The sequence below is a fragment of the Streptomyces narbonensis genome (genome assembly GCF_014649015.1).
In the GTDB taxonomy this organism is placed as follows: domain Bacteria; phylum Actinomycetota; class Actinomycetes; order Streptomycetales; family Streptomycetaceae; genus Streptomyces; species Streptomyces narbonensis.
Map to the genome: position 1 here is coordinate 149,077 of NZ_BMSF01000006.1, position 14,480 is coordinate 163,556.

The 14,480-nt window shown below is 72.3% G+C and carries 12 protein-coding genes; 7 read left to right on the forward strand and 5 right to left on the reverse strand.

The features are described from left to right. Positions 1–11: 11 nt before the first annotated feature. Entirely contained in the window at positions 12–638 is a 627-nt protein-coding gene (locus IE124_RS13370) for a GOLPH3/VPS74 family protein (RefSeq protein WP_189507944.1), read from the forward strand. Positions 639–903: 265 nt separating this feature from the next. Here the strand turns inward: IE124_RS13370 and IE124_RS13375 are convergent, their stop codons facing one another. Continuing rightward, on the reverse strand, positions 904–1,896 hold the full coding sequence (locus tag IE124_RS13375) for a helix-turn-helix domain-containing protein (protein ID WP_370468761.1): 993 nt from the start codon (positions 1,894–1,896) through the stop codon (positions 904–906). A 276-nt stretch (positions 1,897–2,172) separates the two neighbouring features. Here IE124_RS13375 and IE124_RS13380 point away from each other — a divergent pair, with 276 nt between their 5' ends. Further along, positions 2,173–3,813, forward strand: coding sequence for a class I adenylate-forming enzyme family protein (locus tag IE124_RS13380; protein WP_229832424.1), 1,641 nt, complete (start codon positions 2,173–2,175; stop codon positions 3,811–3,813). On the opposite strand, the gene IE124_RS13385 is transcribed toward IE124_RS13380, so the two are convergent. Then, positions 3,800–5,071, reverse strand: a complete 1,272-nt coding sequence (locus tag IE124_RS13385) for a M6 family metalloprotease domain-containing protein (protein ID WP_189507947.1) — start codon at positions 5,069–5,071, stop codon at positions 3,800–3,802. The genes IE124_RS13380 and IE124_RS13385 overlap by 14 nt on opposite strands. Positions 5,072–5,334: 263 nt before the next feature. Between IE124_RS13385 and IE124_RS13390 the strand changes: the two genes are divergently transcribed. Beyond that, entirely contained in the window at positions 5,335–6,000 is a 666-nt protein-coding gene (locus IE124_RS13390) for a TetR/AcrR family transcriptional regulator (RefSeq protein WP_189507948.1), read from the forward strand. A gap of 126 nt (positions 6,001–6,126) precedes the next feature. Next, the gene (locus IE124_RS13395) at positions 6,127–7,656 is read left to right on the forward strand and encodes an MFS transporter (protein ID WP_189507949.1); all 1,530 of its coding nucleotides are present in this window, start codon (positions 6,127–6,129) and stop codon (positions 7,654–7,656) included. A gap of 177 nt (positions 7,657–7,833) precedes the next feature. Here the strand turns inward: IE124_RS13395 and IE124_RS13400 are convergent, their stop codons facing one another. Beyond that, a complete protein-coding gene (locus tag IE124_RS13400) occupies positions 7,834–8,322 on the reverse strand; it encodes a MarR family winged helix-turn-helix transcriptional regulator (RefSeq protein WP_189508139.1) in 489 nt (162 codons plus the stop codon). 113 nt (positions 8,323–8,435) lie between these two features. Here IE124_RS13400 and IE124_RS13405 point away from each other — a divergent pair, with 113 nt between their 5' ends. Then, the gene (locus tag IE124_RS13405) at positions 8,436–9,224 is read left to right on the forward strand and encodes a dioxygenase family protein (RefSeq protein WP_189507950.1); all 789 of its coding nucleotides are present in this window, start codon (positions 8,436–8,438) and stop codon (positions 9,222–9,224) included. A gap of 71 nt (positions 9,225–9,295) precedes the next feature. Here IE124_RS13405 and IE124_RS13410 read toward each other — a convergent pair whose 3' ends face one another. Beyond that, positions 9,296–10,324, reverse strand: coding sequence for a questin oxidase family protein (locus IE124_RS13410; protein WP_189507951.1), 1,029 nt, complete (start codon positions 10,322–10,324; stop codon positions 9,296–9,298). Positions 10,325–10,723: 399 nt separating this feature from the next. Here IE124_RS13410 and IE124_RS13415 point away from each other — a divergent pair, with 399 nt between their 5' ends. Further along, positions 10,724–11,725, forward strand: a complete 1,002-nt coding sequence (locus tag IE124_RS13415; RefSeq protein WP_189507952.1) for a sigma-70 family RNA polymerase sigma factor — start codon at positions 10,724–10,726, stop codon at positions 11,723–11,725. 123 nt (positions 11,726–11,848) lie between these two features. Here IE124_RS13415 and IE124_RS13420 read toward each other — a convergent pair whose 3' ends face one another. Continuing rightward, entirely contained in the window at positions 11,849–12,835 is a 987-nt protein-coding gene (locus IE124_RS13420; protein WP_189508140.1) for a helix-turn-helix transcriptional regulator, read from the reverse strand. Positions 12,836–12,897: 62 nt separating this feature from the next. Between IE124_RS13420 and IE124_RS13425 the strand changes: the two genes are divergently transcribed. Then, positions 12,898–14,439 carry an MFS transporter gene (locus IE124_RS13425; RefSeq protein WP_189507953.1) on the forward strand — a complete coding sequence of 514 codons (1,542 nt, stop codon included), beginning with the start codon at positions 12,898–12,900 and terminating at the stop codon, positions 14,437–14,439. The last annotated feature ends 41 nt before the right edge of the window (positions 14,440–14,480 follow it).

Consider the following 14,480-nt stretch of genomic DNA (forward strand, 5'->3'; position numbering starts at 1 on the left):
GAGGAACGGCTGTGACGACTCTGGCAGGCGACATGATCCTGCTCGCCTTCGACGCGGAGGGCGGCAGGCTTCCCGTACGGCAGTCCCTGGCCCCGGCGGTGCGGGGTGCGCTGCTCGCCGAACTGCTCGACGGCGGCGCCCTGACGGACGAGGCGGGTACGGCCGGGGCCGTGGGCGAGGCCCCGCGGGACGCCGCGCTCCGGGAGGTGTGGCAGCGGGTCTCGGCGGAGCCCGGCAGGAAGTGGCTCCACTGGGTCCGCAAGGACGGCCGCGCGTCGGTCCACGAGGTGCTGCGGGGTCTGGAGAAGGACGGTCTCCTTGAGCGGAGCGCCGGCCGGGTCTTCGGCCTCTTCCCGCTGGAGCGCGTCGGCCTCACCCCGGAGGGCCTCGCGGCCGCCGGTGAGGTGCGTGCCGCGGTGGCCGCCGCGGCCGAGGAACCGGCGGGCCGAGCGGCCGACGGCCGGGCCGCGCTGCTTGCCGGACTCGCGCATGCGGGCGGCCAGTTGGGCACGGCCCTGTCCGCCGACCGGCGCCGCGCGCTCAAGGACCGGCTGACGGCCCTGTCCGAGTCCGCGGCCCCGGTGTCGCCCGCGGTCCGCCGAGCCGTCCAGGACCTCCAGGGCGCGGCGGTCTCGTAGCGGAGGGGAGGGCGCGGTGCGGGCCGCGAGGCCCGGCCACGGCCGTGGGCCGCAGTCTCGGACGGCGCGTCCCCGGCCGACGAGCCCCGGACGGCGCGTTCCCAGCCGACGAGGCCCGGACGGCGCGTTCCCGGCCGACGAGTTTCCGGGCGGCGCGTCCCCGGCCGACGAGCCCCGGACGGCGCGTTCCCAGCCGACGAGCCCCGGACGGCGCGTCCCCGGCCGACGAGTTTCCGGGCGGCGAGGCCTGCCCCCGCCGCGTCCCTCAGATCCAGCCGCGTTCGCGTGCCAGGAGGGCGGCGTGGGGGCGGCTGGATGCGCCCAGGACGCGCAGGAGGTCGGCCACGTGCCGCCGGTAGGTGCGTACCGACATGCCCAGGTCCCGGGCGCCGATCTCGTCCTTGCCGACGTGGCACATGGACTTCAGGACGTCCCGCTCGGTCTCGGCGAGACCGCCCGGGCACTCCTCGTCGTCCTCGGTGATCGTCGCCAGGTCCGTGGCCTGGCACCAGATCTTCTCGAAGAGGGCGAGGATGCCGGAGACGAGGCCGGTCTCCTGGGCCACGAGGGCGCCCCGGGAGGTGTCCTCGGGGTCGATCGGGACCAGGGCGGTGCGCCGGTCGTAGACGAGGACGCGCTCCGAGAGGTCCTCCGCCACCCGGATCTGCGCCCCCTTCGCGGTGAGCTCCCGCAGGTAGCCGACGGTCAGCGGGTCGGCGAGGGCCTCCTGGAGCACCACGCTGCGGATCCGGACGCCCCGGCTCAGGCAGCGCAGGTCCAGCGGGCGCGAGTGCGCGATGTTCTCGGGCGTCAGCACCGTGTACGGCTCGACGGACAGGATCTCCTCGCGGGCGAAGAAGGCGAGGTCGTCGATGCGGTTGCGGATCTGCGCCACGTTCTCCATGCGCTCGACCGACTGCGTCGAGGCCAGTGCCGGGCTCTGCTCGTCCCGCAGCTCCGCGACCAGGTGCCGGGAGCGGGTGACCTCCTGCAGCTCCTGGTGCAGTTCGCGCAGCCGCAGTTCGGTGAGCCGGTCGACCACGATCGCCGGGTCCGTCGGGCAGACGGTCCGCCGGTCCGTCCCGTACAGCAGGCCGAGCTCGCGGAGCCGGTCCTGGGCGGTGGCCACGGCCTCGCGGTCGGCCCGCAGCAGGAGGTGGATGTCTCCGTCGGTCGTGTCGGGATTCCGCAGGAAGTGCCGGTAGATGCTCTCTTCCAGTTCGGAGAGTCCCAATACGCGCATGCCTGTTACCGCCATCTACGAGCCCCCCGAACTCTGCCGTGCACCGGTGCCGCGCTCCGCTGGTCAGGCGGCGGTGACTGCGCGTCCGGATGATGGACTTGGAGAGTAATGCCCGAGTAAACGGGCGCCTACCGTAGGCCTTGCGATGTGACGGGCGTCACATTGCGCGAATTGTGGTGATGGTGTGGTGACGGCGTGCCCCGCGCGCCCGTCGCACCCCTCCGGGTTGACCCCCGGACCAGGGGCGCATAGCGTCGCCGCGCTGGGGTGGGCAGCTGCTCAGGAGGTCGCGTGGTGGTGTCGGGTGGAGCGGAGCGGCTGACCGCGGACGGGGCTCCTTTCGCCGTCGAGGACGGGGTGTACGTCGGCGGGCCGCGGACCCTGCGGGAGTTCGTCGAGGTCGTCTGGGCCTACGGCGACCGGGTCTTCCTCGTCTCCGAGGCCGGGGAGACCACCTACCGCGAGTTCTTCGACGCCGCCTGCGGGCTCGCCCGGCGGCTCGTCGGGGAGTACGGGCTGCGCCCCGGGGACCGGGCCGTCGTCGCCATGCGCAACCTCCCCGAATGGCACATCGCCTTCTGGGCCGCGCAGCTCGCCGGGCTCGTGGCCGTCCCGCTCAACGCCTGGTGGACCGAGGACGAGTTCGCGTACGCCCTCGACGACTGCACGCCCGGCGTGCTGCTCGTCGACGGGGAGCGGGTCGCGCGGGTGCGCCGCTGGGCCGTCGGGCACGGGGTGCCCGGGATCGTCTTCCAGGGGAATGCCGAGGAGGGGTTCGTCGCGTACGTCCCCGACAGCGATCCGTTCCTCGGACCGCCTGTCGTCGACGTCCTCCCCGAGCACGACTCCACCATCATCTACACCTCCGGCACCACCGGCCGGCCCAAGGGCGCCGTCGCCACGCACCTCGCGCAGGTCGGCGCCGCCATGAACCCCCGGTACTTCGCCGCCGCCGCGGCCCTCGCCCGCGGGGAGGTCCCCGGGGCCGCGCCCGCGCCCGTCTCGCTCACCACCTTCCCCTTCTTCCACGTGGCCGCCTTCACCTCCTTCTACGCCGTCATGGCCGCCGGCGGGACCCTGGTGATGATGCGGAAGTGGGACGCCGGGGCCGCCCTCGGGCTGATCCGGCGGCACGGCGTCACCCACTACGCGGGAGTGCCCACCACCGCGCTCCAGCTTCTCGACGCCGCCCGCGCCGCAGGCGATCCGATGGAGAGCCTCGTCCTGCTCAGCACCGGGGGCGCCGCCGCGCCGCCCGGGATCGTCGCCGGGATCACCGCCGCGTACGGCGAGCGCGTCGAGCCCCGCAACGGCTACGGGCTGACCGAGACCTGCGGCGGAGTCCTGTCGAACGTCGGGGCCGAGTACCGGGCGCACCCGGGGAGCGTCGGGCGGCCCTCGCCCGCGACCGAGGTGCGGATCGAGCGGCCCGACGGGGAGGGTGTCGGGGAGCTCTGGCTGCGCGGGCAGTCGCTCATCCGGGGGTACTGGGGCGACGAGGCCGCGACCCGCGCGGCCTTCACCGACCACGGGTGGTTCCGCACCGGGGACCTCGCGCGGGTCGACGGGCACGGGCGCGTCAGCATCGTCGACCGGATCACCGACATGGTGATCCGCGGCGGCGAGAACGTGTACTGCGTCGAGGTCGAGAGCGTCCTGCACGAGCATCCGGACGTCGCCGACGCCGCTGTCCTGGGCGTTCCGCATCCGGTGCTCGGCGAGGAGGTCGTGGCCGTCGTGCGACTGCGCCCCGGTGCCGGGCCCGGGGCCGATGCCGAGCCGGCCGCGGAGGCGCTGCGCGCCCACGTCGGCGCGCGCCTCGCCGCCTTCAAGGTGCCCGCCCGTGTCCTCGTACGGGAAGGGGAGCTGCCGCGGAATCCGACCGGGAAGATCCTGAAGCGGGAGCTGCGGGGGCTCTTCAGCCGCGCGTGACGCGGATGCGGTAGGCGCCCGCCTCCTCCTCGGCGAGGACGCTGATCCGGATGCCGTTCGCCCGGTCGGTGAAGGTCTCGCCCGGCCGGTACGGGGCGTCCGACAGCTCCGCGTGGACGTTCGGGCGCCGGGTGCAGCCGCCGCTGGAGTGGTCGCTGTCGGACACGGTCACCGGGCCGTGGCCCGTGTCCACGTCGGACTCGACCCGGTAGACGAGGACGCCCTGCTCGCAGACCGCCTCGTCGTTGCCCTCCTTGCTGCGGACCTCGACCGCGTACCCCGACGTGCCGGAGAGCGGGACGAACGTCAGCTTGGGGCCGCCCGTGACGGCCAGCGGGGTGAGGGTGTAGTCGGCGGATCCGGGGCCCGAGGCGCAGTTGATCTGGTCGTTGTCGAGCCAGCCCAGCTTCCACTTGTGCCAGCCGAGCAGGTCGTTGTTGGCGCCCCAGTCCTCGGACATGATGTCCCAGTGTCCGACGGTGCCGCCGCCGTCCGAGGTGTAGAGGTCGGGCAGGCCGAAGACGTGGCCGTTCTCGTGGGGCAGCACCCGGTAGCCGGTCTCGGCGAAGCTGCCGGAGCCGTCGTCCTGGCGGCTGTAGACGAAGGACGTGTTGGCGAGCGGCACGCCGTCGGCGTAGGGGGCGTCGTCGTTGCCGGAGAAGGTCACGGACAGGACGGTGTCGAGGGCGGACGGCCCGGCGTTCGGCGTGGCGAGGACGTTGACCAGGTCGTACGCGCTGAAGTCCACCTGCGCGTCGGCGGCCTTCACGATGTCCTCGACGAGCGAGCGGTACCCCGGCTCGTAGGGCGAGCCGCGCTCGATCCCGTACTCGGAGAACGGCCGGGGCATCCGGAGCCAGTCGGTCAGGGGGACCTCGGCCTGGTACTTCAGGCGCCCGTACGAGCTGGTGCGGAACCAGTCGGAGGTCTGCGGGAAGAACTCGCGGAAACGGCTCATCGCGGTGCCCTCGCCGACGGCGTCCGGGAAGTCGACCATCAGGGTGAGCGCCCTGATGTGGCCCGTGGAGCGGACGTATCCGGGGGCGGTCGGCAGCCCTTCCGACATCTGCACGCCCATCGTGGTCGCGATCCGGCACGGCCCGAGCTGCGCGCCGCTCGGCGCGGCGGCCACGGGGCCGGCCGAGGCCGGGGCGGGGTCGGGGAGCGTCGTGCTCGCGGAGGCGAGCAGCGCGAGGGAGAGGGCCGTGGTCGCCGCCAAGGCGACCGGCCTGCGTATCCGTCGGCGGGGGTGCTGCATACGGGCGCCTCTCCGGTCGGGGCAGGTCTGCGGCACGGATCTCCTGCGGGGGAGACCGGAGATCCGTGTCGTGCGATCAGCCTGTGGCGAGTGGCTCCGGGGCGCGCGCCGGGTGGACCGATCGGGTCGGTATCGCACGCGGCGTGTCGGCCGTGACCCAGGTCACATGACGGCCGGGAAATAACCGGGGGCTCTCTCCCCGTTTGGACCTGTGTTCAGCGAAGTGGGGAGTCCGTCCCCGGATCACTTGAGGAGGTTGTGGCGTGACCAGCACCCCGGACACCGCGCCCGTCCGCCGCGTACCGCGCCCGCGCGCCGATGCCCTGCGCAACCGCGAGCGGATCGTGACGGCGGCGCGCGAGATGTTCGTCGAGTTCGGCCCCCAGGTGCCGTACGACGAGGTGGCCCGCCGCGCGGGCGTCGGGAACGCCACGCTCTACCGCAACTTCCCCGAACGCCTCGACCTCGTCCGCGAGGTCGTCCTCTCCCTCATGGCCCGCGTCACCGAGCTCGCCGAGCGCGCCACCGAGGAGGAGGCCGACACCTTCGCCGCCCTCCGCCGCTTCACCCACGCCGCCGCCGACGAACGCATCGGCGCTCTGTGCCCGATGCTCGACGGCGCCTTCGACAAGGACCACCCCGACCTGACGGTCGAGCGCGAGCGCCTGGAGGAGGCCGTCCAGGGCCTCGTCGAGAGGGCGCAGCGCGCCGGCCGCCTCCGCGCCGACGTCGGCGTCGGGGACCTGATGGTGGCGGTCTCGCAGCTGACCCGTCCGCTGCCCGGCACGGCCTGTGTGAACTTCGATCAGTTCGTCCACCGTCACCTGCAGCTGTTCCTCGACGGCCTGGAGGCGCCCGCGCGCTCCGAGCTGCCCGGGACGGCCGCGACGCTGGAGGACCTGAGACGCGACTCCTGCCGGCGGTCGTGATGCTCACCGTCTAGCGGCCCCGTCCCCGCTTCCGCCCCTGCCTCCGTAAGCGGCGGTTCCGTCCCGCCCCCTGCACTTCCCTTACATCCTTTTTTCACCTGTACGCGCCAAGAGGTGGCTACCCCCATGTCCAAAATCCCCGTGACCTCCGAGAGTCAGGCCGATCCCGGCCGCTGGAAGGCGCTCGTCTTCATCGCCCTCGCCCAGCTGATGGTCGTGCTCGACGCGACGATCGTGAACATCGCGCTGCCCTCCGCCCAGCAGGACCTCGGGATCTCGGACGGCAACCGGCAGTGGGTCATCACCGCCTACGCCCTCGCCTTCGGCGGTCTCCTCCTCTTCGGCGGCCGCATCGCCGACCTGTGGGGCCGCAAGCGGACCTTCGTCGTCGGACTGATCGGCTTCGCCGCCGCCTCCGCCCTCGGCGGCGCCGCGACCGGCGAGGCGATGATGCTCGGTGCCCGCGCGCTCCAGGGCGCCTTCGGCGCGCTCCTCGCGCCCGCCGCGCTCTCGCTGCTCGCCGTGACCTTCACCGACGGCAAGGAGCGCGCCAAGGCCTTCGGCATCTACGGCGCGATCGCCGGTGGTGGCGGCGCCGTGGGCCTGATCCTCGGCGGCTTCCTCACCGAGTACCTGAACTGGCGCTGGACGTTCTTCGTCAACATCCCGTTCGCGATCGTCGCCGCCGTCGGCGCGTACCTGGTCATCCGTGAGCCCGCGGGCGGCCGCAACCGCTCCACGCTCGACATCCCCGGCGTGATCCTGTCCACCCTCGGTCTGGTCGCGCTCGTGTACGGCTTCACCCGCGCCGAGTCCCAGGGCTGGAGCGACGCGAGCACCATCGGCCTGTTCGTCGCCTCCGCCGTGTTGCTGCTCGCCTTCGTCCTCACCGAGGCCAAGGTGAAGTCCCCGCTGCTGCCCCTGCGCGTCCTGACCGACCGCAACCGCGGCGGTGTCTACCTCTCGCTGGGTCTCGCCGTCATCTCGATGTTCGGCCTCTTCCTCTTCCTGACCTACTACCTGCAGGTCGTGAAGGGCTACTCGCCGGTCATGACGGGCTTCGCGTTCCTCCCGATGATCGCGGGCATGATCATCGGCTCCACGCAGATCGGTACGCGGCTGATGACCCGCGTCCCGCCGCGCATGCTCATGGCCCCCGGCTTCCTGACCGCCGGTCTCGGCATGCTGCTGCTCACGCAGCTGGAGGTCGGCACCTCGTACGCCGGTCTGATCCTGCCCGCGCAGCTGCTGCTCGGTCTGGGCATGGGTACGGCGTTCATGCCGGCCATGTCGCTCGCGACGCTCGGCGTGGACCCGCGGGACGCCGGCGTGGCCTCCGCGATGGTCAACACCTCGCAGCAGGTCGGCGGCGCCATCGGTACGGCCCTGCTGAACACGATCGCCGCCTCGGCGACCACCGCCTACCTGACCGACCACGCGGCGGGCGCGACCACCCCGGCCGCCCAGAAGCTGCTCCAGCTCCAGGGCATGGTCGAGGGATACACCGCGGCCATCTGGTGGGCCGTCGGCATCCTGGTCGTCTCGGCCGTGATCGCCTTCACCCTGATCACCACGGGGAAGCCGGACATGGGCGTCGTCGCCGGGTCCGGCTCGGGCGCGGACGACGAGGTGAAGGTGCCGGTCGTCGCGCACTGAGCCCGGTACGAGGTGAAGGTGCCGGTCCTCGCGCACTGAGCCCGGTACGGGGTGAGGGTGCCGGTCCTCGCGCACTGAGCCCGGTACGGGGTGAGGGTGCCGGTCCTCGCGCACCGAGCCCCGTACGCGCCCGCACTCCTCCCGGCGCTTCCTGCCCTGGTCCCATGAGCCTCGTGCTCAGCGGAGCCAGGGCAGGTCCGCGTCCGGGCCCGAGGGTTCGAGGCCCTCGGCCATCACGCGCATGATCTCGCCGAGCTGCGTCATCTGCTCGGCGGAGAGCCGGTCGAACATCGCCTGGCGCACGGCCGCCACATGGCCGGGCGCGGTGCGGCGCAGCACCTCCATGCCCTCGTCCGTCAGCCGGGCGAACTGGCCGCGCTTGTCGGAGGGGCAGTTCTCGCGCACCACCCAGTCGCTCTTCTCCAGCCGGGCGATCGCGTGCGAGAGTCGGGATCGGGTGATCTTGGCGCTCTTGGCGAGCTCGGTCATCCGCAGCCGCCGGCGCGGTGCCTGGGAGAGCTGGACGAGCAGCCCGTAGTAGACGTGCGGCATCCCGGCGTCGCGCTGCAACTGGCGGTCGAGGTGATCCTCCAGGAGCGTGGTGGCGTGCAGGTAGGCGCGCCAGGTGCGCTGCTCCTCGTCGGTGAGCCAGCGAGGTTCGGTCATGTCTCCCATGGGTCCTATCGTACGACTCGTTCTTGAAAGTTGAACTACATAGGTTTACTCTGCAGGCATTGAGCTTGAAGTTTCAATGACTACGGAAGTCGGAGGTCGTCAGCATGGACGCCACGCCGGAACGGATGCCCGCCCTCTACCTCTCCCACGGCGCCCCGCCGCTCGCCGACGACCCGGTCTGGCCCGGCGAGCTCGCCGCCTGGTCCGCGCACCTCCCCCGCCCCAAGGCGATCCTCATGGTCTCCGCCCACTGGGAGGAGGCCCCCCTCGCCCTCGGCGCCACCGAGACGGTCCCGCTGGTCTACGACTTCTGGGGCTTCCCGGAGCACTACTACCGCGTCCGGTACGGAGCCCCCGGCGCCCCCGAGCTCGCCGAGGCCGTCCGCAAGCTGCTCCGCGCGCCCGGCACACCCGTCCAGGACATCCCCGACCGCGGGCTCGACCACGGCGCCTACGTGCCGCTCGTCGAGATGTTCCCGGGCGCCGACATCCCCGTACTCCAGATCTCCATGCCCACCCTCGACCCGCGCCGCCTCATGGACATCGGGCGCAAGCTCGCCCCACTGCGCGACGAGGGCGTCCTGATCGTCGGCAGCGGCTTCTTCACCCACAACCTCGCCGCCCTCCGCCACACCGGCGGAGGCGTGCCGGGCTGGTCCGCCGAGTTCGACGACTGGGGGCACCGCGCCCTGGCCGCCCGCGACGTCGACGCCCTCCTCGACTTCGAGCACAAGTCCCCGGCCGGCCGCCTCGCCCATCCGCGCACGGAGCACTTCGCCCCCCTCTTCGTCACGATGGGCGCGGCGGACGCGGCCGGCGACCTCGACGCCGAGCGATCCGTCATCGACGGCTTCTGGATGGGGCTCGCCAAGCGGTCCGTCCAGTTCGGCTGAGCCCGGGCAGGACCTGCGCCGGGCGGTCCGTCCGGTTCGGCTGAGCCCCGGCAGGACCTGTGCCGGGCGGGTCAGAGCAGCGGCGGGTTCAGCTCGATCGAGCGGACGGCAGCGGCCAGCGCGAGCGGGTCGCCGACGTCGAGCGCCGTGTCGGTGAACTTGATCGTGTGGTCGTCGCCGTGCGCCGCCGCCCGCTCGAAGACCTCCTCGGCGGTGAGGGCCGTCCGCGCGTACGGGACCGCCTCCCGCGCGGTGTAGGCCGCCGTCACCGCGGCCGCCGCCGTCCAGGCCGCCGCCAGGCTCGGCACCCACAGCTCCCGGGGGAGCGCGGGCAGCGCGCGGAGGACCGCGTTCGGCGCCGTCGCCGCATGGACCAACATGATCGGATCGCCGTGGCCGCGCGTCGCGTACCGGTGCGTCGCCGCCGTCACCAGCTCCGTGAGCAGCGCCTTCGCCGTATCCGGGTCCGGGGCCGTGCCCCACCGCGGGAACGCCGTCAGCTGGTCGAGCCGGGTCAGGATCCCGCCCTCCTGCTCCGGGACGGGCGGTACGGCGTCCAGGGCGGCCGCCGCGCTCGGCGCCACGGCCAGCGGGGCGAGCGGCGGCAGCGGCTGGTGGCGGGCGGCCCAGTAGCCGAGGGCGTGCGCCAGCTCGGCGCGGCGGGGTGCCGTCTCCGGCGAGGTGAGCAGCGTCCGCACGGCGTGACCGGTGCGGATCGCCGGGTGCGTCGCCACGGCCGTGATCGCGGGCAGCAGCCGGGGCCACCACTCGGCGAGGACCTCGCGCCACGGGCGGGCCTCGGGGCCGTCGAGCTCCCGGGCGAAGAATCGCGTCCAGTCCGTGATCCGGGACGGGTCGCCGAGCGCCTCGCCCCAGTCGTCCGCCGTGACGGGGCGGTGCGCGGGCGGCAGCTCCTCCAGCTTGTGCGCGTAGCCGTCGAGCCAGCGGTGCACGGTCCGCGCCTGGCCGTTGTGGACGAGTGCCTCGACGGCCATCGGGGCGTGGTTGGTGAGCCAGCCGCCCCGTTCGGGGCCGGTGGCGTGGAGGCGTTCGAGGGCCTCGTCGAGGATGCCGGTCGTGTCGGCGCTCTTGTCGCTCATGGAGGCGACGCTAGGACGGGGCGCGGCGGGGCGTAACGGGCTCCGGACCTAGGCCTCGGGACCGGGAACCGGATGGTCCTCGGGGCGGAGTCGCCGCCGCGCGCAACCCCGGCGCCCCCGACGACGTCTGAAGGGATGACGCCGCATGTGATCGCGGTCTCATCCGACAGCGTGGTCGGAGCCCTCGTGAGCGGCGTCGCATCACCCTCCGTGCCCGGTCTGACCTGCGCCTCCGTGGGTTCCGGCGGTATGCCCGAAGGGGCGAAGGCCGCGCAGGATACTGCATGATCGCGAAAATCCATGTGCCGGGTGGGAATTCTGTCCTGATTCCAGTCGTTGTTTCCGTCGGATGCAGGGCACCCGAGAGGGTGTCGCGACCTACTCAGCAAGGGAGCACGCATGGCAACCCGTGCCGTCGCCCGTCGTCAGACCTCCGCCAAGAGCGGGGCGAGCCGGGCCAGCAGCGTTCGCGCCGTGGGCGGGGACATCGCCGACCGCGACCTGGTCGGCATGTACCTCGACGAGATCGCGCGTACACCCCTGCTCGACGCCGCCAAGGAGGTCGAGCTCTCCCAGACGATCGAGGCGGGCGTGTACGCCCAGCAGATCCTGGACGGAGACATAGAGAGCGAGGCGGGCGGCGCTGCCCGCGAGGAGCTCGAAGCGCTGGTCGCCGAGGGCGAGCGGGCCAAGGACCTCTTCATCAAGTCCAACCTCCGGCTCGTGGTCGCCGTCGCGCGGCGCTACCCCCGCAGCGGGCTGCCGCTGCTCGACCTGATCCAGGAGGGGAACGCGGGCCTGGTGCGCGCGGTCGAGAAGTTCGACTACGCGAAGGGCTTCAAGTTCTCCACGTACGCGACGTGGTGGATCCGGCAGGCCATCACCCGGTCGATCGCCGACCAGTCCCGGACGATCCGGCTCCCCGTCCACCTGGTGGAGGAGCTGGGCCGCATCCGGCGCGTGCAGCGCGAGTTCAACCGGGAGAACGGCCGGGAGCCCGAGCCCGCCGAGATCGCCGCGGAGCTCGGCTCGACGCCCGAGCGGGTCACGGACGTCCTGGACTGGGCGCGCGACCCGGTCTCCCTGAACATGTCGGTGGACGACGAGGGCGAGACCCAGTTCGGCGACCTCCTGGAGGACACGTCGGCGATCTCGCCCGAGCAGTCGGTGCTCACGCTGCTGCGCAGCGAGGAGCTCGACGACCTGATCGCCAAGCTCGACCACCGCACGGCGTCGATCATCCGTATGCGGTACGGGATCGAGGACGGGCGCGAGCGGACGCTGACGGAGGTGGGCAAGCAGCACGGTCTGACGCGCGAGCGGATCCGCCAGATCGAGAAGCACGCCCTGATGGAGCTGAAGAAGATGGCCCACGACACGGGCTTCGACGCGGTGGCGTAAGGCGAAGTGGCGTAAGACGCGGTGGTGCAGGTCGCCGTTGCGTAGGGCGAAGAGGTCACGGGCGTGACCTCGTGAGGGGCTGGGCGACCGCGCGAGTGGCCGCCCCGCCCCTCGTGCCTTCTCTCAGCTGTCTACGGTTTCCCGCCCCTCCGACGGTCGTGTCGACGCCGCCAGGCGGGTCGCCAGCTCCTCCACGTGGCCGTGGAGGGCCGGCGGGCCGTGGATGGTGAAGGGGGCGTCCACCAGGGCCAGGCGGAGCGCCAGCCACTCGACGGAGTCCGTGGAGCGGGTGCGGAGGCGGCAGGTCGTCGGGCCCGTCGGCGTCGGGACGAGGTGGGACGGGAGCCGGGCCGTCACGAAGTCCGCCGGGGCCTCGAAGCTGACGTCGAGCTCCAGCTCGGTCTGGGCCCGGGACATGGAGCGGACCAGGAGCTGGGCCGCGTCGCCGGCCGGCAGCTCACGCGGGGCGAAACGGGCGCCCGTCGCGAACGGGTCGCTCACCCGGTCGACCCGGAAGGTCCGCCAGTCCTCGCGCCCCAGGTCGTAGGCGACGAGGTACCAACGGCGCCCGGTCGAGACCAGCCGGTACGGCTCGACGAGCCGCTTCGACTCGACGCCGTCGCCCGCCCGGTAGCCGAAGCGCAGCTTCTCCCGGCCCGTGACCGTGCCCGCGAGGGCCGTGAGCGTGGCGGGCGCGACCGTGGCTCCATCGCCCCTGGTCAGCGGCAGCGTCGCGTTCTGGAGGGTCGAGACCCGGTGGCGGAGGCGGCTGGGCAGGACCTGCTCCAGCTTCGCCAGGGCCCTTACGGAGGCCTCCTCGATGCCCTCGATGGCGTGTCCGGCGCCCGCCCGCAGGCCGACGGCGATCGCGACGGCCTCCTCGTCGTCGAGGAGCAGCGGCGGCATGGCCGTACCGGCGACGAGGCGGTAGCCGCCGACCGCGCCGAGCGTCGCCTCGACCGGATAGCCGAGGTCACGGAGCCTGTCGATGTCCCTGCGGATGGTGCGCGGGGAGACCGAGAGCCGTTCGGCGAGCTCGCTGCCGGGCCACTCGCGGGGGGTCTGGAGGAGCGAGAGGAGATTCAGGAGTCGTACCGGGGTGTCCGTCATGTTCTCCAGGATGGAGGCCATCTAGGACTTCATTTGACCTAGATGACTTTTATCTTCTTCGTATGAGTTCACACGAAGCCGTCACGGACGCGGCCCCCACGGACACGAGCGACAAGAGGCGGTGGATCGCCCTCGCCATCGTGATGACGGCCGCCTTCATGGACCTGGTCGACGCCACGATCGTCAACATCGCGATCCCCAGCATCGAGCGGGACCTCGGCGCCTCCTTCGGGGCCATTCAGTGGATCACCGCCGGCTACGCCCTGGCCTTCGCGGCCGGGCTGATCACCGGCGGCCGGCTCGGTGACATCTACGGCCGCAAGCGGCTCTTCCTCCTCGGGACCGCCGGCTTCACGATCGCCTCTGCGCTCTGCGGCTTCGCGGCCAACCCCGAGATGCTGGTCGCCTCCCGCCTCCTCCAGGGCACGGCGGCGGCGATGATGGTCCCGCAGGTCCTCTCGATCATCCACGTCACCTTCCCCGCGCACGAGCGCGGCAAGGTCTTCGGGATGTTCGGCGCGATCATCGGCCTCGGCGCCGTCTCCGGCCCGCTGCTCGGCGCGCTGCTCACGCAGTGGAACATCGCCGGTCTCGAATGGCGCCCGATCTTCCTGATCAACCTGCCGGTCGGCATCGCGGGCCTGATCCTGGGCCGCAAGTTCATCTCCGAGTCGAAGGCGCCGAAGGCGCTCCGGCTCGACATCGTCGGCATGCTCCTGGTGACGGCGGCGCTGCTGATGCTGATCTACCCGCTGACGCGCGGCCGTGAGCTGGACTGGCCGATGTGGGGCCACGCGATGATGGTCGGCAGCCTGTTCGTCTTCGGCGCGTTCGTCCTCTACGAGAGGTACAAGGCGCGGAAGGACGGCTCGCCGCTCGTCGAGCTGCCGCTGTTCACGGTGAAGAGCTTCGCCGCCGGTATCGCCGTGCAGCTGACCTTCGGCATCGTGCTCGGCATCTTCTTCCTGGTCTGGACGATGTACATGCAGATCGGGCTCGGCTGGACCCCGCTGAAGGCGGGCGTCACCGGTGTGCCGTTCTCGATCGCGGTCTCCACGGCCGCCGGCCTCTCGGTGCAGAAGCTGGTGCCGCGCTTCGGGCGCAAGGTGCTCCAGGCCGGCGCGCTCACGATGATCGCGGGCATCCTCCTCTACTCCTTCGTTTCGGGCCGCTACGGGAACGGCATCGAGCCCTGGCAGATGATCGCGCCGCTGGTGGTCATGGGCCTGGGCATGGGCCTGATCGTGGCGCCGCTGACGGACGCGGTCCTCTCGGAGGTGCCGAAGGAACACGCGGGCTCGGCCTCGGGCCTGATCAACACGACGGGGCAGATGGGCAACGCGCTGGGCCTCGGCCTCGTGTCGGTCGTCTTCTTCGGCGTGATCGACGACCGGAACCTGGCGCAGGCCCCGACCGAGGTGGGGGCGGCCTTCACGGACGCCTTCCAGAACTCGCTCGGCTGGGCGGCGGGTGTGCTCGGCGCGATCTTCCTGGTGATGTTCGCGCTGCCGGCGAAGCCGAAGCAGCACCTGGAGGGCGGCGCCGACGAGGACGGCGACGACGCTCCGGAGAGCATCGAGAAGGAGCCGGTGCTGACGCACTGAGCCGCAGCGGCGGAGGGCCCCGGCCCCGGGAAGCTTCCCGG

Coding starts and splice junctions, on each gene's coding strand:
- IE124_RS13420 (WP_189508140.1), bottom strand. CDS start 12,835: ATGACGGACACCCCGGTACGACTCCTGAATCTCCTCTCGCTCCTCCAG.
- IE124_RS13395 (WP_189507949.1), top strand. CDS start 6,127: ATGTCCAAAATCCCCGTGACCTCCGAGAGTCAGGCCGATCCCGGCCGC.
- IE124_RS13410 (WP_189507951.1), bottom strand. CDS start 10,324: ATGAGCGACAAGAGCGCCGACACGACCGGCATCCTCGACGAGGCCCTC.
- IE124_RS13400 (WP_189508139.1), bottom strand. CDS start 8,322: ATGACCGAACCTCGCTGGCTCACCGACGAGGAGCAGCGCACCTGGCGC.
- IE124_RS13375 (WP_370468761.1), bottom strand. CDS start 1,896: ATGGCGGTAACAGGCATGCGCGTATTGGGACTCTCCGAACTGGAAGAG.
- IE124_RS13405 (WP_189507950.1), top strand. CDS start 8,436: ATGGACGCCACGCCGGAACGGATGCCCGCCCTCTACCTCTCCCACGGC.
- IE124_RS13385 (WP_189507947.1), bottom strand. CDS start 5,071: ATGCAGCACCCCCGCCGACGGATACGCAGGCCGGTCGCCTTGGCGGCG.
- IE124_RS13425 (WP_189507953.1), top strand. CDS start 12,898: ATGAGTTCACACGAAGCCGTCACGGACGCGGCCCCCACGGACACGAGC.
- IE124_RS13415 (WP_189507952.1), top strand. CDS start 10,724: ATGGCAACCCGTGCCGTCGCCCGTCGTCAGACCTCCGCCAAGAGCGGG.